Consider the following 23,021-nt stretch of genomic DNA (forward strand, 5'->3'; position numbering starts at 1 on the left):
GGGGCGGCCGCCAGGCGCTGCAAACGTAAAAAAGCCCCGCCTGCATCGCTGCAGCCGGGGCTTTCGAATGACCGGGCAGCTTGCGCCGCCCGCTGGAACTTATAGCACTTCGCTGGCGTGGTCGGCCAGGCGCGAACGCTCGCCGCGCGCCAGAGTGACGTGGCCGCTGTGGGTCCAGCCCTTGAAGCGGTCGACCACGTAGGTCAGGCCGCTCGAGCCTTCCGTCAGGTACGGCGTGTCGATCTGCGCGATGTTGCCCAGGCACAGGATCTTCGTGCCGGGACCGGCGCGCGTGACCAGGGTCTTGACTTGTTTCGGCGTCAAGTTTTGCGCTTCATCAATGATGAGGAACTTGTTGACGAAGGTGCGGCCGCGCATGAAGTTGAGCGACTTGATCTTGATGCGCGAGCGGATCAGGTCTTGCGTTGCCGCACGGCCCCATTCGCCGCCATCGGAGTCGGACTTGTTCAGCACTTCCAGGTTGTCGTCGAAGGCGCCCATCCATGGCGACATCTTTTCCTCTTCCGTGCCCGGCAGGAAACCGATGTCTTCGCCCACCGGCACCGTCACGCGGGTGACGATGATTTCATTGTAGAGCTTGGTTTCCAGCACTTGCGCCAGACCGGCAGCCAGGGCCAACAGGGTCTTGCCGGTGCCGGCCTGGCCCAGCAGGGTGACGAAGTCGCATTCTGGATTCATCAGCAAGTTCAGCGCGAAATTCTGCTCGCGGTTGCGCGCCGTCACGCCCCACACATTGTTCTTTGTGTGGCTGAAGTCGCGCAGGGTTTGCAGCACGGCCGTCTTGCCGTTGATCTGTTTCACCTGGCCATAGAACGGCGTTTCGCCGTTTTTCGGTTCCAGGTAGATGAACTGGTTGACCAGCAACGATGGAATGAACGGGCCCGTCACGCGGTAGAAGGTGGAGCTGTAGCCGTTCTTGCTTTCCTGCCACGATTCCATGTCCTTGCCGTGCTTGTTCCAGAAGTCGTCCGGCAATTGCACGATGCCCGAGTACAGCAAGTCCGTGTCTTCCAGCACATGGTCGTTGAAGTAATCTTCGGCTGGCAAGCCCAGGGCGCGCGCCTTGATGCGCATGTTGATGTCCTTCGACACCAGCACGACGGGGCGGCCATCCTGTTCCGACTCGAGCGAGCGCACGACGGCCAGGATCTGGTTGTCGGCCTTGCCTACTGGCAAGCCAGCCGGCAGGTCGGCGCTTTGCAGGCGCGTCTGGAAGAACAGACGGCCCTTGGCATCCTTGTTGCCCAGCTTGGACAGCAGGATGCCGTGCTCGATGGCGTCGTCATCCGTGTTGCTGATCAGGGCGTCCAGGGTGCGCGAGACCTGGCGCGCATTGCGCGCCACTTCCGTCATGCCCTTTTTATGGTTGTCCAGCTCTTCCAGGGTCATCATCGGCAGGTACACATCGTGTTCCTCGAAGCGGAACAGCGACGATGGATCGTGCATCAGCACGTTCGTGTCGAGCACGAACAGCTTGCTGATGCCGCGCTGATCGGCGGCGCGGCTGGCGGACGACTTGAGCTGGACTTCGACCGCCTTGTGCTTGGCCGGATGCGGCTGCTCGACTTGCTTGACGGATTTCAGCGGCGTGACCTTGCCCTTGGCTGCCGGCTTGGTTTTCGCGGCAGGAGCAGGGGCTGCGGCCACTGGCGCCGGTGCGGGCGCCTGTACCGGCTTGGCGACCATCAGGGCCGCCACTTGCTTGATCTTCGTGGCCGCATTGCGGACTGGCTTGGCAACTTCGGCGATCGCCGCTTCAATGATCGGTGCAGCCACTTTCTTGGCTGCCGGGGTTTTGGTGGCCGGGCGCGCTGCGCCTGCGGTTGGGTAATCTTGGGTGGCCAGGATGGTGGCTGGCTTGCTCGGTAATTTTGGCAGTGGCATCAGGATCTCAATCAAAAAATTTCTGGAATGAATCGCCCATGGGCAGCCAGCTTCTGGCGGCACTTCTCATGGGGTGGATGCGGGGGAACAACAATGCTACAGGACGAGTAACTGCCGGAAGGCCTGCAGCATGGCCGGTCATGGACGCCATCGGCGGGCTGCAGGCCCGCCTGGCGGAGTGGATGGAGGCGCTTCGTTGACTCAAAATGGCGATAGGTACCGTGAACTGAACTGCGGTTGAACTAAGCTCGCTGGAAGCCGGCAACGCGCATTGGATCAAAATGGACGATCAATTCAGATGCGCTACGAATTCCAGCACTTCTTCCACGTGAGTTGCGACCTTCACGCCTCTCCATTCTTTCACCAATCGGCCCTGGGCGTCAATCACAAACGTACTGCGCTCGACGCCACGGACCGTCTTGCCGTACATCTGTTTCATCTTCATGACGTTAAACAGCAGGCAAACGGCTTCGTCCGGGTCAGAAATGAGCTCGAATGGCAGCTCCAGCTTGGCTTTGAAGCTTTCGTGCGAACGCAGGGAATCGCGGCTGATGCCGTAGATTTCCACGCCGGCAGCGACGAATTGCGAATACGCATCGCGAAAGGCGATGTTTTCCGTGGTGCAACCAGGGGTGTTGTCCTTCGGATAGAAAAACAGCACCGTGGCCTTGGCCGGGCGGCCCAGCAACTGAAAGGTCTTGCCGCTGGTCATCGCGGCGCTAAAGTCGGGTATGCTAACGAGGGATTGGCTATCAGCCACAGGTTCTCTCCTGAACGGTGATCATCAGCGCTGTTTTTAATCTGGCAACGCATCCAGGTGCAACAATACAGCATTCAGGCCGCTTTGCCCTGCACAATCAGGCGTCCCGAACGGCCTGGCAACTCATCCCAGGTGACGGGACAAACGGGCAAGTCCGTATTTTTTATCTTTTCATAATAATCGCCCATCGAGGCGAACTGGTAGCCCTGGGCTTTCCAGCCAGCCAGCAGTTGTTCGAAAATGGGGGCGAGTTTCTGTCCTTCAAGTTCCGCATGCAAGGTATATACGTGATCGCGCGGATTGTCGGCCGTCAATGACAGGATATGCGCCGCAACATTGCCGGTCGTGATCAGTTTGCCATCGATTTCGCAGCCCAGCAATTCATCCAGGGTGGGCAGGGTGGTGGGCAATTGCACGCATTGCAGGATCGTGTTGCCGTTGCGCACGCGGTGCGGGCCATTGCTTGGATGCACCATGGCGCCGCGCGCGTCGAGCATGGCGCGGCCATCGGAGGCAAAGCGGTAGCCGGCCGTGTCGTGTTCGACAAAGGCGCTGACATTCATTTGCCAGCCGGCCGCGCCGTGCGTGTGCGGCTTTGTTCCAAACACTTGTTCGTAGCGGTTGGCGGCCTTGCGCATCATGTTGATGGTCCAGGCGGCGTTGCGCTTGGCCACGTTGTCTTGCCACAGGGTGTGATCCCAGGTGTGGATGCCGCACTCGAAACCGGCATCGCGCACGGCGCGCAATTGCGCCGCGCATTGCTTGCCGATATCGGGTCCCGGCAGCAAAGTGCCGTACATCAATGTTTTCAAGCCGTAGTGCTCGACCACCGAGGTGCGCGATACCTTGCTGAAAAAGCCGGGTTTCAAGGCGCGCCGCAGGGCCCAGCCCGTGTGGTCGGGGCCCAGCGAGAACAGAAAGGTGGCCTTGGCCTGGTGCGCGGCCAGCATGCGCACCAGATTGCCCATGCCTTCACGGGTGCCGCGATAGGTATCGACGTCGATTTTCAGGGTCAGGAACGGCTTGCTCAACATTAATCCATCAGTGCTTTGGCTTGGGCTACCTGGCTGCGGTAGGCGTCGAAAATGTTGCGCAGGGAATCGGCCATGGTGGTGGTCGGCGCCCAGCCCAGCTCTTCGCAGGTATTCGTGATTTTCGGCACGCGGTTTTGCACGTCCTGGTAGCCGGCGCCGTAGTAGGCGCCTGAGGTCGTTTCCACGATTTTCACGTGTTTCGCGCCTTCGGCGTATTCCGGGTATTCGGCGGCCAGGGTCAGCATCATGCCGGCCAGGTCGCGGATCGAGTAGTTATTGGTCGGATTGCCAATGTTGTATATCTTGCCGCTGGCGATGCCGTTCTTGTTGGCGATGATGCGGATCAGCGCATCGATGCCGTCGTCGATGTAGGTGAACGCACGTTTCTGCGCGCCGCCATCGACCAGCGAGATGTTCTCGCCGCGCACGATGTGGCCGAAGAATTGCGTCACCACGCGCGAGGAACCTTCTTTTGGCGTGTGGATCGAGTCCAGGCCGGCGCCGATCCAGTTGAACGGACGGAACAGGGTGAAGTTCAAGCCTTCCATGCCGTAGCCCCAGATTACGCGGTCCATCAGCTGCTTGGCGTTCGAATAGATCCAGCGCGGCTTGTTGATCGGGCCGCAGATCAGTTCCGAGTTTTCCGGGTCGAATTCCTCGTCATGGCACATGCCATACACTTCCGAGGTCGACGGGAAGACCAGGTGCTTGCCGTACTTGGCGGCCGAGCGCACGATCGGCAGGTTGGCTTCGAAGTCCAGTTCGAAGACGCGCAGCGGCTGCTTGACGTAGGTCGAAGGCGTGGCGATGGCGACCAGGGGCAGGATCACGTCGCATTTCTTGACGTGGTATTCGACCCATTCCTTGTTGATCGTGATGTCGCCTTCGAAGAAGTGCATGCGCGACTTGTAGTTGTCATCTTCCAGCAATTCCGTGATGCGGTCCGTGTTCATGTCCATGCCGTAGACATGCCAGTCGGTGGTTTCCAGGATGCGCTTGGACAGGTGGTGGCCGATGAAGCCGTTGACGCCTAAGATGAGGACTTTTTTCATGTGAGATTCTCTTGAGTTAAATCAGTGTGTGCTGACGCGGGTGGTCAGACTTGCTTGCAATTGCTGAGCCGAAATCGGCTCCCCGGCAGCCCTCAGCGCGGAAATGGCCAGCATGCGGCCGTCTCCGCAGACGCCAAAGATGCAATTATCCACTACCGCCAAGCCCGGTGGCAAACTTCCTGCGGAAAGCTTGCTCAAACGGGCTTTTTCGATAATGTAAATGACATCATTGACTTCGGTGAAGGCGCCGGGATAGGGGGGCGCGACGGCACGGTGCAGGTTGTAAACCTGCTGCGCGGGTAACTTCCAGTCGATCCTGCCATCTTCGGGCTTGCGGCCGCCAAAGTAGCCGCCCTGGCGCAAATCGTTGAGCTGGCGCGGCGCCGTGCCGTCCAGCAAGGCCGGCAGCACGTTCCACAGGGTTTGTTCCGCCGCCACGGTGACCTTGCCGAAGACTTCGAAGGCCGTGTCGTCGGGCAGGATGGGCACGGCCGTTTGCGCGACGATGGCGCCGGCATCGGGCTTGACCGTCATTTCATGCAGGGTGGCACCCGTTTGCGGGGCGCCATGCAGCACGGCCCAGTTGACGGGCGCGCGGCCGCGGAACGCCGGCAGCAGCGAGCCGTGCATATTGTAGGCGGGTGCGACTTCCAAGATGCTAGCCGGCAACATGTGGCGGTAGTAAAAACTGAACAGCATGTCCGGTGTTGCCGCCTGCACCTGCGCCAGCAACTCGGGCGCGCGGGCGTCCGATGGCGTGATGTACGGGATGCCTTCCGCCTGGCACAGGCTGGCGACGGATTCGAACCACAGGTTTTCCGTGGGGCTGTCTTCGTGCGTGACGACGAGGGCGATGTCGACGCCGCCGGCCAGCAGCACCTTGATGCAGCGCACGCCCACATTGTGGTAGCCGAAGACGACGGCGCGCGGGGCGCCCATCAGCGGCCCACCTGGCGCTTTTCCAGGCGCCCGTACGATGGCGCCTCGGCTTCCGCCTGTGTCATGCCGTCCTGCAAGATGGTTTGCACCACGTAGCGGGGACGGGCGCGCACTTGCTGGAAGATGCGTCCCACGTATTCGCCCACCAAGCCGATGCCGAACAGGATCACGCCCATGAAGAAGAAGGCGATGGCGAACAGGGTGAACACGCCTTCGGCTTCCGCGCCCAGCAGGAAGCGGCGTACCAGCAGGAAGACCACCAGCAATGCCGAGCCCAGCGACAACGCCATGCCCAGCATGGAAAAGATTTGCAGCGGAATCAGCGAAAAGCCCGTGACCAGGTCGAAATTGAGGCGGATCAGGCTGTACAGCGAGTATTTCGATTCGCCGGCCGCCCGTTCCTCGTGTTCGACGATGATTTCCGTCGGCTTGCGGGCAAAGGTGTAGGCCAGTGCCGGCACGAAGGTATTGACTTCGGCGCATTGGTTGACGAGGTCGATCACGTTGCGGCCATACGCGCGCAGCATGTTGCCCTGGTCGGTGATCTTGATATTCGTGATTTTTTCGCGCAGGCGGTTCATCATCTTCGAGGCCAGCGTGCGCCAGGCGGAATCTTGCCGCTTGCGCCGGATCGAGCCCACATAATCGTAGCCTTCGCGCATCTTCGCCACCAGGTTGCCGATTTCCTCGGGCGGATTCTGCAGGTCGGCGTCGAGCGTGATCATGATCTGTCCGCGCGATGCCTCGAAGCCAGCCAGGATGGCCATGTGCTGGCCATAATTGCCGTTGAACAAGATTACGCGCGTGACGTCCGGGCGCTGACGGAATTGCTCCGCCAGGATGGGCACCGAATTGTCGCGGCTGCCATCGTTGATGAAAATGATCTCGTAGCTCGTCTGGAGGGCGTCGAGGGCCGGATACAGGCGGGCGAACAGGCTGGCCAGGCCATCTTGCTCGTTGTAGATCGGAATGATAATGGACAGTTCAGGTTTCATCGGCGCGCTGCTCATTTGATGAGAATGGATTTGACGGTGGCGACGGCGCGTTCCACGTCCTGTGTCGTCATGGCGTAGAACATCGGCAAGGTCACGGTCAGGCGGCCGATCTTTTCCGAGACGGGGAACATGCCCTCGGTAAAGCCGCGTTCGCGGTACATGGTAAACAGGTGGATCGGTGCGTAATGATAGCCCGTTCCCACGTTTTGCTGCGCCATTTGCTGCATGAAGGCGGCACGCGTGCCGGGTCCATTGTCGGGCAGGATGATCTGGAACAAATGCCAGTTGCTGTTTTCAAAGTCCTGCACGGGCAGCTGGGCGCCGCTCAGCGCTTCGAAATCGCTGCCGAACTGCGCGAAATAGTGGCGTGCCAGCGTGCGGCGGTGGGCCGTGATCGCGTCGATATTGGCAAACTGGCCCAGGCCGATGGCGGCCATGATGTCGCTCATGTTGTACTTGCCGCCCAGCACATCGACGTCGATGCCGTCGACGCCGCTGCGCGTCACGCCCTGCAGCCGGTACTTTTCGGCCAGCTTGGCTTCTTCCATGTTGTTGAGGACGAGGCAGCCGCCTTCGCCCGTGGTGATGTTCTTGTTGGCCTGGAAGCTGAACGAGACGAAGTCGCCAAACGCGCCGATGCGCTTGCCTTTCCACGTGGAGCCGAACGCTTGCGCCGCGTCTTCCACGACCCTTAAATTGTACTTTTCAGCAATCGCGTACAGGCGGTCCATGTCGACGGGCAGGCCGGACAGGTAGACGGGGATGATGGCCTTGGTACGCGGGGTGATGGCCGCTTCCAGTTTGTCGAGGTCGATATTGCGCGTGACGGGATCGATGTCGGCGAACACGGGCGTGGCACCCACTTCGATGATGACGTTGGCCGTCGCGACCCACGACACGGGCGTGGTGATGACTTCGTCGCCGGGGCCTATGCCAGCGATGCGCAGCGCGATTTCCATGGTGCACGTGCCCGAATTGAAGGTGCGCACGGGGCGCCCGCCAAAATACTCGGACAGCTGGGCTTCGAAAGCCTGCACTTTCGGGCCGCTGGTGATCCAGCCCGAGCGCAGCACTTCGCCGACGGCGGCGATGGTCGCTTCATCGATGGTGGGTTTGGAAAAGGGCAAAAAGGGCAGGGTAGAGGTCATGGGGCGCAGTTCTTGGATCTGTATTGTGTCAGGGTATCGGCATCGCCGACGCTGCCAGTGCCGTCAAAAGGCGCCGGCAGGCATGGCTATTTTATATCGTCAGTATGGCGGCGCAGCCTTTCAGCGGTGAAAAATCATGCTGATGCGGGGGCGGGGCAAGCTGGCCGGGGGCGCGATCCGTGCTGCCTCACGCCCCTTTAAATATTTACTTGTTGGCAACGACCATGCGGCGCGCATCTTCGGCAATCACACGCATGGGCACGCCACGACCCTGCAATTCCTTGTAACGGTTCAGGCTGATAATCGCCATGTCGGGCACGCCGGCATTGGCATCGTTCGTCCATTGCGTGATGAAAGGCTCGATGTTCGGGATGGACAGTTCGGGCTGCTGTTTCAGGCCAAACGTAAACTCATCCCAGTAATCGACGAGGATCACGGGCCGCTGCAGGTAATACGTCAGCGATTGTTCGTAGATGCCGACCGAATAGAGCTTGGTATCGGCTGTCAGTTCGGCCTGGATCTGCGGCAGCATGTCGGTGCCTGCGCGGTTCTGGCCATACAGTTCGGAGCCGGCCAGGATGCAGTGCGTGGCCAGGAAACCGGCGCCGGCGATGGTCAGCACCGTCATGTCCCGGCGCAACTGGCGCGCATGCAGCAAGGCCAGGGCGCCGCCAGCCAGGGCGAAGAAGCCGGCCGCCATCAGCCATGGCTGGTAGCCCTTCAGCGCGACCAGGGCTTCCGCATCGCGTGCGCTGGCCTTGCTGAAGGCGATCGGTCCGCCGATCAGGATGGCCGCGCCCAGCACGCACAGCAGGCCGGCGGCGAACAGGCGCTGGCGGCGCGAGGCCGATTCCAGGTACAGCGCCACCAGCAGGGCCAGCGCCGGGAAGATGGGCACGATGTAGCCAGGCAGCTTCGAAGTCGAATAGCTGAAGAAGAAGAAAATGAAGACGGCCCAGACGAGCAGCATCAAGCGAGGCTGGAAGGCGCCTTCCTGGCGCTTGAAGGCGGCGGCCAGGCTTTGCGGCAGCACGCCTATCCATGGCAGGATACCGGGAATGAGCAGCACCAGGAAGTAATACCAGGCGCCTTCGCGCTTGTGGCCCTTCATCAGGAAGCGCTGGAAATGCTCGTGGATGAAGAAGAAATGCGGCTGTTCCGGATTGCGCAGGGCGACCAGCACGAACCACGGCGTGGCGATGGCAAAGAACAGCAGCAAGCCCTTGACCAGGTGCAGCCGCGTCCAGATGCGCCAGTCGCGCGCACACAGCGAATACAGCACCAGCACGGCGCCCGGCAGCACGATGCCGATCAGGCCCTTGGCCAGCACGGCCAGCGCCATGGCGGCCCAGCAGGCCAGCATCCAGTTGCGCCGCTCGATCTCCGTGGCGTCGTCGCGCTGGGCGATCAGCAGGCTGCCCAGGGTGAGGGTCATCATGCCCGACAGGCCCATATCCAGCGAATTGATCTGGCCGGAAGCGAGCCAGAACAGGCTCGACGCCAGCACCAGGCCCGCATACAGGCCCACGCGCGGGCCGAACACTTTCTTGCCCGCGTAAGCCGTCATGCACACGCCGATGATGCCGCACAGGCCAGTCCACAGGCGCGCCTGCCATTCGCCCATGCCGAAGGCGGCGAAGGTCAGCGCATTCATCCAGGTTTGCAGCGGCGGCTTTTCAAAGTACTTGATGCCGTTCAGGCGCGTGGTGATCCAGTCGCCCGTGACGAACATTTCGCGCGCCATCTCGGCGTAGCGGCCCTCGTCGGGCGGTACCAGGGTGCGCACGCCCAGCGCATACAGGGTGACGACGATGAAGATGCCCAGCAGGGACCACATCAGCACCCGCGACGAGTGCAGTTCGTTGACATTGATTTTCATGCGGCCTTGCCCGCGGCCGGGGCCAGGATCAGTGCCAGCGTGACCTTGCGGCCTTCGCCCATGAGGATATTGTAGGTACGGCAGGCAGCTTGGCTATCCATGCATTCGACGCCGATGCGGCGCATGGTCAGCGCGGCCGTCAGCTTCGGATGCACGAAGCGCTGGCGCTCGCCCGTGCCGAGGATGACCACGTCGGGCGCATCGGCCAGGATTTGCGCGAAATGCGCCTCGTTCAATTGCTCGAAACTGTCCACTTCCCACGCCCGCGGGGGCATTTCCGGCATGACGATCAGGCTATAGTTGTAGGGCTGGGCATTGATCTCCACGCCGTTTTCGTCATAGCCGGTGACAGTCTGGTATTGTTGGGTGCTGCTGGCATGGAGTTTCATGGCGATATCGGGGGCTGGTCGTGTCGGTTGATCGGTGCGCGCGCGGCCAAACTGCGTGCCGCGGCCAAGGGCGTAAGCATGCCATAAATGACAGAAAAGAGCGACTGAAAAGCAATATCCTTTCCAAATTGCAATCTTCGGCGCCACAGTGGGACTGCCTGCTTGCGCCATGGTAATGCTGCCAGATTAAGGGAAGATGAAGATGGCGCGTGCCGGATTGCCGTCCGGAGGCGCCGGCGTGGCAGAATCGGCGTCAAATGCTGGGGTTGGCCATGTTTAATTTGATAAAATGGCCTGTTTTCGGCGAGAATGGTTGTTTTCGCCTTGCAGTCTTTCGCATCGCAGTTTCACGGGTTCATAGTTCTGGCGCGGCTATCATGCTGCAAGTTCTGCTTACCGCGCCGCATCACGACAGGGATTTATTTTGCGACCGATTCAGAAATCGAATAAATTGGCGGATGTCTGCTACGACATCCGCGGCCCGGTCCTGGAAAAATCCAGGCAAATGGAAGAAGAAGGCCACAAGATCACCAAGCTCAATATCGGCAACCTTGCCGTATTCGGCTTCGATCCGCCGGACGAGATCGTGCGCGACATGATGCTCAACCTGCAAAATGCCGCCGGCTATACGGATTCGAAAGGCATGTTCGCGCCGCGCAAGGCCGTCATGCACTATACGCAGGGCAAGAACATCGCCGGCGTCACCATCGATGACATTTATTTGGGCAATGGCGCTTCCGAACTGATCGTCATGTCGATGAACGCCCTGCTCAACAGCGGCGATGAAGTGCTGGTGCCGGCGCCCGATTACCCGCTGTGGACGGCCGCCGTCAGCCTGTCGGGCGGCAATCCCGTGCATTATGTGTGCGACGAGCAGAACGAGTGGTATCCCGACATCGAGGACATGCGCCGCAAGATCACGCCGCACACCAAGGCTATCGTCGTCATCAACCCGAACAATCCCACGGGCGCGCTGTATCCGGTGGAAGTGCTGCTGCAGATCGTCGAACTGGCGCGCCAGCACCAATTGATCATTTTCGCCGACGAGATCTACGACAAGGTGCTGTACGACGAAGCCGAGCACGTGTCGATCGCCTCGCTGGCCGACGACGTGCTGTTCATCACCATGAACGGCTTGTCGAAGAATTACCGCTCTTGCGGCTACCGTTCCGGCTGGATGGTGGTCTCGGGCGAAAAGCGCCACGCAAAAGATTACATCGAAGGCCTCAACATGCTGGCCTCGATGCGGCTATGCGCCAACGCGCCGGGGCAGTTTGCCATCCAGACGGCGTTAGGCGGCTACCAGAGCATACAAGACCTGGTGGGGCCCGGCGGGCGCCTGTTGAAACAGCGCGACCTGGCGCACAAGCTGCTGACCGATATTCCGGGCGTCACCTGTGTCAAGCCGAAGGCCGCGCTGTACATGTTCCCGCGCCTGGACCCGGAGATCTACCCGATCGCCGACGACCAGCAGTTTGCTTATGAATTACTGGCCGAAGCGAAGGTCCTGATTGTGCAGGGCACGGGCTTCAACTGGATCGCGCCGGACCATTTCCGCGTCGTCTTCCTGCCCAACTCCGATGACCTGACCGAGGCCATGGGCCGCATTGCGCGCTTCCTCGAAGGTTACCGCAAGCGCCATAGCCGGGGCTGAGCCAGACAGTAGCAATACCGATCAACCTGGCGCCGCCCAAGGGGGGCGCCACTTATGAGCAGTCAAGCACAACTATGAAATCCATCAAGATCGGCCTGCTGGGCCTGGGCAATGTCGGTTACGGCACGTTCAGCGTCCTGAAACGCAACCAGGAAGAAATCAAGCGCCGCGCGGGCCGCGGCATTGAAGTCGTCGCCGTCGCCGTGCGCGACGTGGCGCGCGCCGAAGCGCTGGTCGCCGGCGGCTGCAAGGTCGTCAATGACCCTTACCTGATCGTCAACGATCCCGAGATCGACATCGTCGTCGAACTGATCGGCGGCTACGACCTGTCGAAAACCCTGGTGATGCAGGCGATTGCCAACGGCAAGCACGTGGTCACGGCCAACAAGGCCCTGCTGGCCGTGCACGGCAATGAAATCTTCGCCGCCGCCCAGGACAAGGGCGTGATGGTGGCCTTCGAAGCGGCCGTCGCCGGCGGCATCCCCATCATCAAGGCGCTGCGCGAAGGCTTGACGGCCAACCGCATCGAATGGATCGCCGGCATCATCAACGGCACCACCAATTTCATCCTGTCCGAGATGCGCGACAAGGGCCTCGATTTCGCCACCGTGCTGAAACAGGCGCAGGAACTGGGCTACGCGGAAGCCGACCCCACCTTCGACATCGAAGGCGTCGACGCCGCGCACAAGGCCACCATCATGTCGGCCATCGCCTTCGGCATCCCGGTGCAGTTCGACAAGGCCTACGTGGAAGGCATCAGCAACCTCAATGCCGTCGACATCCGCTACGCCGAGCAACTGGGCTACCGCATCAAGCTGCTGGGCATCACCAAGCGCGCCACCGTCAATGGCGTGGAAGGCATCGAGCTGCGCGTGCATCCGACCCTGATCCCGGCCAAGCGCCTGATCGCCAATGTGGAAGGCGCCATGAACGCGGTGCTGGTGCATGGCGACGCCGTCGGCGCCAGCCTGTACTCGGGCCGCGGCGCGGGCGCCGAGCCGACCGCTTCGTCGGTGATCGCTGACCTGGTCGACATTACCCGCCTGGCCACGGCCGACCCGGAACACCGCGTGCCGCACCTGGCGTTCCAGCCGAACGCGATGACCGACATCGCCATCCTGCCGATGTCGGAAATCACCACCAGCTACTACCTGCGCATGCACGTGGCCGACCAGCCGGGCGTACTGGCCGACCTGACGCGCATCCTGGCCGAACGCAGCATCTCGATCGACGCCATGCTGCAAAAAGAGCCGGCCGAAGGCGAAACGCATACGGACATCATCATGCTGACGCACCAGACGCAGGAAAAGAACGTCACGGCCGCCATCGAGAAGATGGAGGCGTTAAATAGCGTGGTGGGCACGGTCACCAAGATTCGCCTGGAAAACCTCAGCTGAGCGTTTTTAGCGATTCATGCAAAACGGCGCCCGCGGGCGCCGTTTTTTCATCCGATGACTGTCTTAATGCTGCTGCACGTCGGGCGCGCCGACGGGCCCCACATCCATGCCGTCATAGCTGGCCAGCTGGTTTTCCTGGGCAAACGCCATCAGTTCGCCATTGCGCGCGTGCAGGCTGTCGACGCCATGCACTTCGGCCTTTTCCACGTGCAGCACCCACACGGGCGGTGCCGCCGGATCGTCGAGTTCCGGCTGGTACAGTTCCACCGGGCGGTAGCCCTGCAGCGCCAGCACGGTGGCGGCCTGCTCCAGCGGCTCGGAAGTTGGGTTGGTGAAGTAATAGCCCCACAGCAGCGGCTGGGACAGGTCCCAGGGCGCGTTCTCGGCGATGTTGGCGAACAGTTCGCTTACGTCTTCTTTGGTCATCATGGCGGAATCTTTCAGTCAATTTCAGGGCGAGATCTTAACATCGGCGCCCGTGGTGCGCCATGCGCCCATAAAAAAACCGGCTGTGCAGCCGGTTTTTCTTATCCGCCATGAAATCGGCTGGACATTCATTCACGCAAGCGTGAATCAGAACTTGTAGCGCAGGCCGATCGACAGCAGGTCGGCTTTCAGCTTGGCGCCGTCTTCGCTCGCTACCTTGCCGAAGTTTTCGTATTCCGCTACCAGCGACAGTTTTTTGTCGAAGTGGTAAGCAGCGCCGATGCCGAAGATGGCGGAGGTTTTGTTGATCGATTTGTCATCGGCTGGCTTGGTGCGGTTTTGCGCGGCGCCAGCCTTGGCGAACAACGAGAACTGTTCGTTCAGCGGCAGGGTGCCGGTGGCGGCGACGTAGAATGCGTGGTTTTTCACGTCCAGTTTTTCGCCGTCGATGTCGAAAGTCCGCTTGCCGAAGTCGATGTAGCCGGCTTCCGCGCCGAAGTTTTGCGTGAAGTCGTAGCCGGCGTAGGCTTTGTAGCCGGTATCGCTCTTTTTGGACGAACCTGCTTCATCGATGGACAGTTTCATTTCCGAACGGCCGACGTTGGCGCCGACGTAGTAGCCTTCAGCCTGGGCGAACAATGGGAATGCCAGGGCGGCGCCTACGACTGCTGCAAACAATTGCTTTTTCATATTGATCCTAGGTAATTAATGCGGAGAGACTGTCTCGCCGCTTAATGGGAGCCGAATTGTATAGGGATGAATATGTTTATGTAAGGCAATTATTTAAAAAATATTAGAAATAAACTACGTGTTGTTTTTGGGCAACGATTCGTGTCGAATGACTATCTATGCAGGCCATCATGCGGCCACGCCGAAATGCACGCTGACTTTCAATCCGTGGCCATTTTCCGCCGTCGCCAGTTCCAGGCGCGCGCCGTGCAGGGCGGCGATGTCGCGCACGATGGCTAAACCTAGCCCCGCGCCGCCAGGATTGCTCTCGAGCGCCGTGCCGACGCGGTAGAACGGCGTGAATACGCGTTCGCGCTCGGCCGGCGGGATGCCCTTGCCGCTGTCTTCCACCTCCAGCACGGCGCCGTGTTTGTGGTCGTTCTCCGTTTGCGCCGCGCGCACGCGCAGGATCACGCTGCCGCCCTGCGGCGTGTAGCGCAGGGCGTTGTCGACCAGGTTGGCCACCAGTTCATGCAGCAGCAGGGCCTGGCCATGCACGGGCGCTTCGTCGGGCGCTTCCAGCGACAGGTCGATATGCCTGCCGACGGCGGCCATGGCCATTTCCAGTCCCACCTGCTGCGCCACGTCTCGCAAGGGGACGGTGTCCATCGCCAGGCTGTCGCCGCCATGCTCGATGCGCGCCAGGGTCAGGAGCCGGTTGGCCAGCAGCACGGTCGAATCGGTGGTGGCGGCGATCGAGCGCACGATGTCGCGCAAGGCGGCGATGTCCGGCGGCGCGCCCGCCTGGCGGTCGCACTCGCGCATGGCCAGTTCGGCCTGGGTTTTCAGCACTGTCAGCGGCGTGCGCAACTGGTGCGAGGCGTCGGCGATGAAGCGGCGCTGGCTGGCGATCAGCTGCTGCAGGCGCGACATGGAGCCGTTCATGGCGCTCACCAGAGGGCGCATTTCCTTGTGCACCAGCGTGGGGTCGACGTCGGACAGGTCGGACAGGGTGCGCGTCTCGACTTCCGTTTTCAAGCGCATCAGCGGGCGCAGCACCAGGCGCACGGCAAACCACACGAGGGCGCCCATCACCAGTATCATCGCCGCCTGCCAGCTCAGGGTATCGAACAGGATCTGGTTCGACAGGCCGCGCCGCGCGTCCAGCGTTTCGGCCACCTGGATCAGGGCGATGCCGCGCATCGAGTCGTCGTACACGGGTTGCAGCAGGGCGGCGATGCGGATCGGCTTGCCGTGGTAGTCGGCGTGGTAGAAGCGCACCAGGGCAGGATAATTCTGCGAGCGGGGCACGTTTTTCGGCACGGGCGGCAAGTCGCCATAGCCCGACACCAGTTCGCCATTGATGCCCGTCACCTTGTAGTAGATGCGGCCCAGGGTGTCGGTCTCGAAGCTGTCGAGCGCCACGTAGGGTACTTCGGCCACCACTTTGCCGCCCACGATGGAGACGCGCTCGGCCAGCGCCCGCGTCGACGCCAGCAAGGAGCGGTCGTAGGCCATGTCGGCCGCGTCGAGCGCGTTGCGGTAGACAAAGACGGCATCGAGCAGCACCAGCATCACCAGGGGGATGAGCAGCCAGCGCAGCAGCTGGCTGCGCAGGCTGCCCAGCGGCCGGCCCTGCGCCCAGCGCCGGCGCAGGCGTTCGAGCAGGGGCGGGCGTGGGGCGCGCACCGTCATTTCGGCGCGGCCGGCGCCATGGCGCTGCGCGGCTGCAGCAGGTAGCCGATGCCGCGCAGGGTGGTGATGACGGCGCCGTCGGGCGAGCCGCTTTCCACGCCGCTTTCCAGCTTCTTGCGCACGCGGTGGATATACAGTTCGATGGCGTCCAGGTTGGCGTCGTCGGCCAGCGCAAAGACTTCGTCGAAGAGTTTTTCCTTCGACACGGCGCGTCCCGAGCGCGTGATCAGCGCTTCGAGCACGGCATGTTCGCGCGGCGTCAGGGGAAACGGGGCGCCGGCATAGCTGAACATGCGCGTGACGGTGTCGAAACTGAGGGCGCCGCACGCATGCACGAGGGCTTCGTTGCCCTGGCTGCGGCGCAGCAGGGCTTTCACGCGCGCTTCCAGTTCGGCCAGTTCGAACGGCTTGGCCATGTAGTCGTCGGCGCCCAGGTTCAGGCCCTGCACTTTTTCATCCAGGCCGCCGCGCGCCGTGAGTATCATGACGGGAGTCTTGCCGCGCGTGCCGCCGCGCGCGCGCAGGCGGCGCAGCACGTCCAGGCCGTCCATCTTCGGCAGGGTCAGGTCGAGCAGCACCAGCGAGTATTCCTGCGTGTGCAGCAGGGCGTCGGCATCGGCGCCGTTGTGGGCGGTCTCCACCGTCAGGTGCGCGTCGCGCAGGGCCTTTGCCAGCCAGTGCGACAGCTCCAGATGGTCTTCCACTAATAATATGCGCATGGTCTCCGCCATTCGTTGAAATGGATGCAGTGTAAGCCTGCCGGCGCCGCGCCGACAGGGGCGGCAATGAATATGTTTGTCCCCTTTGTGGCTGGCTGGCGACACCTGTCAGTCTGAAAGCGAATTGAAAGGATCGCGCTCATATAGTGTGATCCTGATTCATGAAATTGATCAGGCATATCACTAATAACTATATCTAAGGGAGATACTCTACATGAAGAAGACCGCATACTCGCTGGCCGCTTTGGCTGTCCTGGCCGCCGCTGGCAGCGCCCAGGCACAATCGAACGTCACGCTGTACGGCCGCCTGGACGCCGGCGTCAGCACCACCAGCAACGCCGGTCCGAACAAAAGCTCGATGACGCAAGTGAGCTCGGGCGGCATGAACACCTCGCGCTGGGGCATCCTGGGCAGCGAAGACCTGGGCGGCGGCCTGAAAGCTGTCTTCAATCTGGAAGGCGGCATCCTTGTCGACACGGGCGCGGCCGACGGCGCGCTGTTCAAGCGCCAGGCCAATGTGGGCCTGGAAGGCGCGTTTGGCCGCGTCGTGCTGGGCCGTTCGTTCACCACCGTGTATGACTTCGTGCTGCCGTTCGATCCGATGGCCTATGCGCCGTTCTATTCGTGGGCCACTTCGGCCAATGCGACGGGCCCGAGCAAATACGGCATGACGACGGCCTTCGACAACATGGTCAAGTACTCGGGCAAGACGGGCGACTTCAGCTACGGCGCATCGTACGGCTTCGGCGAGCAGTCGACGGGCAACTCGGACAGCGCCAAGCTGTCCACGGCCGTCACCTACAAGACCGGTCCTGTCAGCCTGCTGGCCACGTATGAGCAGGTGAACGGCAATGCCATCGCCGGCGGCGCGCGCGACAAGACCACCGTGTACCACCTGGGCGCCATGTATGACGACGGCCCGTGGAAAGTGCAGGCGGCGGCGCGCGACTACAAGCTCGATCCGGCTGCCTCCGGCAAGGCCGACGTACGCGGCACCCTGTACTGGGGCGGCGTCAGCTACAAGACCACGCCGGTGATCACCCTGACGGGCGTGATCTACTACCAGGACGTGAAAAACGTGGCCGCCAACCTCAATGCCGATCCGATCATGTACGTGGCGCGCGTGCGCTATGCCCTGTCCAAGCGCACCGACCTGTACGTGGCCGGCGCCTACGCCAAGGCCAAGCACAACCAGTTGGTCAGCTTGTCGCGTGACGATGCCGGTTTCGGCGACACGCAGCGCGGCCTGATCGCCGGCATCCAGCACCGCTTCTAAGGCATGACGATGCTGCGCTCCCTGTTCCTGTCCTTGCTGTGCCTGCTGCCCGCCCTCGCGGCGGCGCAGGCGTCGGCGCCGGCCGAGTGCGTGGTGCCGTCCAAGCCGGGCGGCGCCATGGACCTGACCTGCAAGCTGGCGAAAAAAGGCCTGGCGCAGGAGGGCGCGGCAGCCGCCATGGCGCCGATGCGCATCAGTTATCTGCCCGGCGGCATCGGCGCCGTGGCCTGGCACTCGATGGGTTCGCAGCGCCGCCGCGCGGAGCCGAACACCCTGGTGGCCTTCTCGGGCGGTTCGCTGCTCAATCTGGCGCAGGGCAAGTTCGGCAATGCCAAGGCGGGCGACGTGCGCTGGGTGGCGGCGCTGGGCGCCGACTACGGCATGATCGCCGTGCGCAGCGATTCGCCCTACAAGACGCTGGGCGACCTGATTGCGGCATTGCGGCAGCATCCGGACAAGGTGCTGATCGGCGTCTCCGGCACCATCGGCAGCCAGGACTGGCTGAAGATGGCGCTGGTGGCGCGCCAGGCCGGCATCGATCCGAAAGTGCTGCGTTTTGTCGCGCTCGAAGGCGGCGGCGAAGTGTTTACGGCGATGCAGGCCGATTATGTGCAGGTGGTCTCGGGCGACACGTCCGAAGCCACCCTGAACGCCAGCGCCAACCACGCGCGCGTGCTGGCGGTGCTGGCGGAGAAGCGCCTGCCGGGCGTGCTGGCAGGCGTGCCGACGGCGCGCGAGCAAGGCGTCGACGTGGTCTGGCCGATTATCCGCGGCGTGTGGATGGGGCCCCAGGTGCCGGAGGCGGACTACCAGCGCTGGGTGGCCACCTTTGACCGCGTCATGGCCACGCCGCAGTTCGCGGAATGGCGCGCGCAGGCCGGCCTGTATCCATTCGCCCTGACGGGGCCGAAGCTGACGGCGTATGTCAGGAAGGCGGTCGACGAGTATGCCAGGCAGGCAAATGAGCTTGGCCTGATGCGCTGATCGACATCCCATTAAATAAAAAACCTATTCATAGACGGAGACAACCCCATGCAAACCAAGACCCTGCTTCAAGCCGCCCTTGCCACCGCGTTTGCCAGCCTGGCCGGCGCCGCTTTCGCCCAGGTGCCGGCAGGTTATCCGGCCGACTACCAGAAGATCATCGACGCGGCCAAGAAGGAAGGCAAGGTGGTGATCTACAGCGCCACCGACAGCAAGGCCGCTGCGCCGCTGATCAAGGACTTCAGCGCCCTGTATCCCGGCATCTCGGTCGAATACAACGACATGAATTCCACCGAAGTGTATAACCGCTTCATTTCCGAAGTGGCCGCCGGCGGCAACACGGCCGACGTGATGTGGTCTTCGGCGATGGACTTGCAGATGCGCCTGGCCTCGGATGGCTACGCCCTGAAATACAAGTCGGTCGAAGCGGCCAAGATCCCCGGCTGGGCCATGTGGGACGACCAGGCATACGGCACCACGTTCGAGCCGGCCGCCATCGTCTATAACAAGCGTTTGCTCGACCCGAAGGAAGTGCCGAAGAACCACGATGACTTCGTCAAGCTGATCGCCACGCCGAAGTTCAAGGACAAGGTCACCACCTACGACATCGAAAAATCGGGCGTGGGCTTCATGTTCATGGCGCAGGACGCGAAGGAATATCCGCAATTCCTGGCGCTGCAAAACGCGTTCGGCACGGCCAAGGTGCGCGTGCAGTCGTCGACGGGCACCATGATGGAGCGTATCTCGTCGGGTGAAAACCTGATCGGCTACAACGTGCTGGGTTCCTACGCGCTGGTGCGCGCCAAGACCGACCCGTCGATCGGTGTGGTGCTGCCTAAGGATTACACCCTGATCCTGTCGCGCGTACAGTTCATCAACAAGAACGCGAAGAACGTCAACGCCAGCAAGCTGTGGCTCGATTACATCCTGTCGCACCGCGGCCAGACCATCATCGCCAACGGCGCCAAGCTGTTCGCCATCCGCGCCGACGTCACGGGCGAGACCACCTCGGCGGAGCTGATCAAGGAAATCGGCACGGCCAACGTCAAGCCGATTCCCGTGCATCCGATCATCCTGCAATTCCTGGGGCCAGCCAAGCGCATGGCCTTCCTGAAGCAATGGAAAGAAACAGCCGGCAAGAAATAACGCCGTCCTGGCCGTCCGCAGGCGCGTGCCCGCGGACGGATGCCGCACCCTTCATTCATTGGATTCATCATGCAAACTGCTATCTTGCCGCTGCCTGCACGGTCGCGCTCTCCCTTGTCGCGCCTGAACTGGCCGCGCGGCGTGGTCGTGGCGATTACCCTGGTCGCCATTTTCCTGCCGCTGTTCCTGATTTTTTACCAGAGCTTTTTGAACGCGCCCTTCTTCATGCCGGTGCGCGAATTCGGCTTTGATTCCTACCGTTTCATCTTCGATGATCCCGATTTCGCCATGGCCTTCAAGAATGGCCTGATGCTGGCCTTCGGCCTGACCGTCATCGCCGTGCCGCTGGGCGGCATGCTGGCCTTCCTGATGGTGCGCACGGATTTGCCGGGCCGCGGCTGGGTGGCGCCCATGCTGCTGGTGCCGATCTTTGTCTCGCCGATGGTGATGGGCTTTGGCTACGTCGTCTCGATGGGACCCGTGGGCTTCTATTCGATCTGGGCCAAGGAGTTGCTGGGCTTCGTGCCCTGGAATATCTATTCCTTCACCAGCATCGTCATCATCGCCGGCCTGACGCACGTGCCGCACGTCTACCTGTATGCCTCGTCGGCCCTGAAAAGCCTGGGCTCGGACGTGGAAGAAGCGGCCCGCGTGGCCGGCGCTTCGCCGATCCAGGTGATGCTCAATGTGTCGCTGCCGATGATCATGCCTGCGCTGGCGTATGCGGGCGTGTTGGTGTTCTTCCTCGGCTTCGAAGTGTTCGGCCTGGTGCTGGTGCTCGGCGATCCGGAAGGCCACCTGGTGCTGCCGACCTATCTGTACAAGCTGACGAACAAACTGGGCACGCCGTCGTACCACCTGATGGCCGCCGTCGCCGTCTGCCTGGTGATGGTGACCATGCCGCTGGTGATGATACAGCGCTGGCTGCTCAAATCCGCCAACAAATACGTGTCGATCAAGGGCAAGGGCGCGCGCAGCAAGGCCATGCCGCTGGGCCGCTGGAAGTGGCTGGCGTTTGCCTTGCTGGCCGGCTGGCTGATCTTCACCATCATCCTGCCGTTGACGGGCATCGTGCTGCGCTCCTTCGTGCAGTACTGGGGCGAAGGCGTGCACCTGGCCGACGTGCTGACGTTGCAGCATTTCCGCGACATTTTTGACCAGCCTTCGCTGGTGCGCGGCATCGTCAACACCATCCTGATCGGCGTCGTCGGCGGCGCGCTGGCCGTGGGCTGCTACAGCTTCATCGCGCTGGCCATGCACCGCAAGCAGGACGGCATCACGCGCCTGCTCGATTACAGCGTGCTAGTGCCGCGCGCCGTGCCGGGCCTCTTGGCCGGCCTGTCGTTCCTGTGGGTGTTCCTGTTCGTGCCGGCCTGGCTCGACGGCATATTGAAAGGCATGGACAACGGCGTGGCCCTGTGGCTCAGCGGCCATGTAATCCCCGTGCTGCGCGAAGTGCGCTCGACGATCTTCGCCCTGTGGCTCGCGTATTCGGTGGTGTGGATGGCCTACGGCATGCGCCTCATTTCGACGGCGCTGCTGCAGGTGGGGCCGGAGCTGGAAGAGGCGGCGCGCGCCGTCGGCGCCAGCCGTGGCCAGGTGACGCGCGACGTGACCCTGCCGCTGATCAAGTACGGCTTGCTGGGCGCCTGGCTGATGGTGTTCCTGATTTTCGAGCGCGAATATTCGACGGGCGTGTACCTGCTCTCGCCGGGCACGGAAGTGATCGGCGCCATGCTGGTGTCGCTGTGGGCGGGCGGCTCGACCGACCTGGTGGCGGCGCTGTCCTTCATCAATATCACCCTGGTGGCCATCGGCCTGGGCATCGCGCTGCGCTTTGGCGTGAAGTTACATAACTAATTAGAGACTGAGACCACATCATGAATGAATTGACCGTCAATGAGCTGTACCTGGACTACGGCACCGGCGCTGCCGCCAACCAGATCCTGAAAGGTGTCTCGATGCACCTGCAAAAAGGCGAAGTGGTCGCCCTGCTGGGGCCTTCGGGCAGCGGCAAGACCACCTTGCTGCGCGCCGTCGCCGGGCTGGAAAGCCCGAAGGCGGGCACCATCCAGATCGGCGAGCGCAATGTCTTCGACGGCGCGAAGCATTTCGAGATGCCGGCCGAGCATCGCAACCTGGGACTGGTGTTCCAGTCGTACGCGCTGTGGCCGCACAAGACCGTGTTCGACAACGTCGCCTACGGCCTCAAATTGCGCAAGATGGGCAGCACGGAAATCGCCGCGCGCATCAAGGAAGTGCTGACGCAGCTGGGACTCGGACACCTGGGCGAGCGCTATCCGCATCAGCTGTCCGGCGGCCAGCAGCAGCGCGTGGCGATCGCCCGCGCGCTGGTGTACAACCCGCCCGTGATCCTGCTCGACGAACCGCTGTCGAACCTGGACGCCAAGCTGCGCGAGGAAGCGCGCGCCTTCCTGCGCGAACTGATCGTGCGTCTGGGCCTGTCGGCCTTGATGGTGACGCATGACCAGGGCGAGGCGATGGCCATTTCCGACCGTATCTTGCTGCTCAATAACGGCAAGATCGAGCAGCAGGGCACGCCGCAAAGCATGTATGAAACGCCGGACACCCTGTTCACGGCCGAATTCATGGGCAGTAACAATCGTCTGCCCGGCAAGGTGGTGCAGCGCGACGGCAAGCAGGTGCGCCTGCTGGTCGACGGCGCCTCCATGCAGGGCGTGGCGCGCGGCGCCAACGCGGGCACGGAAGTGACGACCATGATCCGCGTCGAGGAAGTGAAGATCAGCGCCACGCAGGTGGAGAACGCCATCGAGCTGCCGCTGCTGACGTGCATGTACCTGGGCGACCGCTGGGAATGCCTGTTCGAACGTGGGGGCGCCGAGAACATCAGCTTGCGCGCGTATTCGCGCCACAAGCTCGAGGCGGGCAAGTACTGGCTGCACATGCCGGCCGATAAGCTCTGGGTGTTTTAA

20 protein-coding genes are annotated in these 23,021 nt (G+C 62.1%); 7 read left to right on the top strand and 13 right to left on the bottom strand.

The window, feature by feature from the left end; genetic code table 11:
• Positions 1-99 precede the first annotated feature (99 nt).
• The 9 genes from OX459_RS05205 to OX459_RS05245 form a co-directional block, all read right to left on the bottom strand.
• Positions 100-1,905 (bottom strand): PhoH family protein, encoded by a 1,806-nt coding sequence (locus OX459_RS05205; RefSeq protein WP_099667012.1) that lies wholly within the window; start codon positions 1,903-1,905, stop codon positions 100-102.
• A gap of 289 nt (positions 1,906-2,194) precedes the next feature.
• Positions 2,195-2,665 carry a peroxiredoxin gene (locus tag OX459_RS05210; protein ID WP_034785468.1) on the bottom strand — a complete coding sequence of 157 codons (471 nt, stop codon included), beginning with the start codon at positions 2,663-2,665 and terminating at the stop codon, positions 2,195-2,197.
• Between the two features lie 74 nt (positions 2,666-2,739).
• On the bottom strand, positions 2,740-3,699 hold the full coding sequence (locus OX459_RS05215; protein ID WP_251350447.1) for a polysaccharide deacetylase family protein: 960 nt from the start codon (positions 3,697-3,699) through the stop codon (positions 2,740-2,742).
• Entirely contained in the window at positions 3,699-4,751 is a 1,053-nt protein-coding gene (locus OX459_RS05220; RefSeq protein WP_070290550.1) for a bifunctional UDP-4-keto-pentose/UDP-xylose synthase, read from the bottom strand. Before OX459_RS05220 ends, OX459_RS05215 begins: the two co-directional genes overlap by 1 nt.
• 21 nt (positions 4,752-4,772) lie before the next feature.
• The gene (locus tag OX459_RS05225) at positions 4,773-5,690 is read right to left on the bottom strand and encodes a formyltransferase (RefSeq protein WP_251350448.1); all 918 of its coding nucleotides are present in this window, start codon (positions 5,688-5,690) and stop codon (positions 4,773-4,775) included.
• Complete coding sequence (locus tag OX459_RS05230; RefSeq protein ID WP_289904098.1) at positions 5,690-6,685, bottom strand: glycosyltransferase; 996 nt, start codon at positions 6,683-6,685, stop codon at positions 5,690-5,692. The genes OX459_RS05225 and OX459_RS05230 overlap by 1 nt, the downstream gene beginning before the upstream one ends.
• Positions 6,686-6,696: 11 nt before the next feature.
• Positions 6,697-7,833: a DegT/DnrJ/EryC1/StrS aminotransferase family protein gene (locus tag OX459_RS05235; protein WP_289904099.1), complete on the bottom strand. Its 1,137-nt coding sequence runs from the start codon at positions 7,831-7,833 to the stop codon at positions 6,697-6,699.
• 205 nt (positions 7,834-8,038) lie between these two features.
• A complete protein-coding gene (locus OX459_RS05240) occupies positions 8,039-9,712 on the bottom strand; it encodes a glycosyltransferase family 39 protein (protein ID WP_289904100.1) in 1,674 nt (557 codons plus the stop codon).
• A complete protein-coding gene (locus OX459_RS05245; RefSeq protein ID WP_070260554.1) occupies positions 9,709-10,101 on the bottom strand; it encodes an Mth938-like domain-containing protein in 393 nt (130 codons plus the stop codon). The genes OX459_RS05240 and OX459_RS05245 overlap by 4 nt, the downstream gene beginning before the upstream one ends.
• A 424-nt stretch (positions 10,102-10,525) precedes the next feature.
• Here OX459_RS05245 and OX459_RS05250 point away from each other — a divergent pair, with 424 nt between their 5' ends.
• Both OX459_RS05250 and OX459_RS05255 read left to right on the top strand, forming a co-directional pair.
• Entirely contained in the window at positions 10,526-11,755 is a 1,230-nt protein-coding gene (locus tag OX459_RS05250) for a pyridoxal phosphate-dependent aminotransferase (RefSeq protein ID WP_099667018.1), read from the top strand.
• Between the two features lie 74 nt (positions 11,756-11,829).
• On the top strand, positions 11,830-13,152 hold the full coding sequence (locus OX459_RS05255; protein WP_251350452.1) for a homoserine dehydrogenase: 1,323 nt from the start codon (positions 11,830-11,832) through the stop codon (positions 13,150-13,152).
• A 63-nt stretch (positions 13,153-13,215) separates the two neighbouring features.
• Here the strand turns inward: OX459_RS05255 and OX459_RS05260 are convergent, their stop codons facing one another.
• From OX459_RS05260 to OX459_RS05275, 4 genes are all read right to left on the bottom strand, one after another.
• The gene (locus OX459_RS05260) at positions 13,216-13,581 is read right to left on the bottom strand and encodes a ribonuclease E inhibitor RraB (RefSeq protein ID WP_289904101.1); all 366 of its coding nucleotides are present in this window, start codon (positions 13,579-13,581) and stop codon (positions 13,216-13,218) included.
• Between the two features lie 144 nt (positions 13,582-13,725).
• Positions 13,726-14,268 carry an outer membrane beta-barrel protein gene (locus OX459_RS05265; protein ID WP_099667021.1) on the bottom strand — a complete coding sequence of 181 codons (543 nt, stop codon included), beginning with the start codon at positions 14,266-14,268 and terminating at the stop codon, positions 13,726-13,728.
• Positions 14,269-14,436: 168 nt separating this feature from the next.
• Positions 14,437-15,936, bottom strand: coding sequence for a sensor histidine kinase (locus OX459_RS05270; RefSeq protein ID WP_289904103.1), 1,500 nt, complete (start codon positions 15,934-15,936; stop codon positions 14,437-14,439).
• Between the two features lie 2 nt (positions 15,937-15,938).
• Positions 15,939-16,661 (bottom strand): response regulator, encoded by a 723-nt coding sequence (locus tag OX459_RS05275; protein ID WP_251350454.1) that lies wholly within the window; start codon positions 16,659-16,661, stop codon positions 15,939-15,941.
• Positions 16,662-16,875: 214 nt separating this feature from the next.
• Between OX459_RS05275 and OX459_RS05280 the strand changes: the two genes are divergently transcribed.
• The 5 genes from OX459_RS05280 (at position 16,876) to OX459_RS05300 (ending at position 23,021) form a co-directional block, all read left to right on the top strand.
• Positions 16,876-17,937, top strand: coding sequence for a porin (locus OX459_RS05280; protein WP_099667023.1), 1,062 nt, complete (start codon positions 16,876-16,878; stop codon positions 17,935-17,937).
• 3 nt (positions 17,938-17,940) lie between these two features.
• Positions 17,941-18,921, top strand: a complete 981-nt coding sequence (locus OX459_RS05285; protein ID WP_289904104.1) for a tripartite tricarboxylate transporter substrate-binding protein — start codon at positions 17,941-17,943, stop codon at positions 18,919-18,921.
• A 48-nt stretch (positions 18,922-18,969) separates the two neighbouring features.
• On the top strand, positions 18,970-20,067 hold the full coding sequence (locus OX459_RS05290; RefSeq protein ID WP_099667024.1) for an ABC transporter substrate-binding protein: 1,098 nt from the start codon (positions 18,970-18,972) through the stop codon (positions 20,065-20,067).
• A 69-nt stretch (positions 20,068-20,136) separates the two neighbouring features.
• Positions 20,137-21,927 (top strand): iron ABC transporter permease, encoded by a 1,791-nt coding sequence (locus tag OX459_RS05295; RefSeq protein ID WP_070219148.1) that lies wholly within the window; start codon positions 20,137-20,139, stop codon positions 21,925-21,927.
• A gap of 20 nt (positions 21,928-21,947) precedes the next feature.
• Positions 21,948-23,021, top strand: coding sequence for an ABC transporter ATP-binding protein (locus tag OX459_RS05300; protein WP_289904105.1), 1,074 nt, complete (start codon positions 21,948-21,950; stop codon positions 23,019-23,021).

It is taken from the genome of Janthinobacterium sp. SUN026 (assembly GCF_030397625.1).
Lineage (GTDB): Bacteria > Pseudomonadota > Gammaproteobacteria > Burkholderiales > Burkholderiaceae_D > Janthinobacterium > Janthinobacterium kumbetense.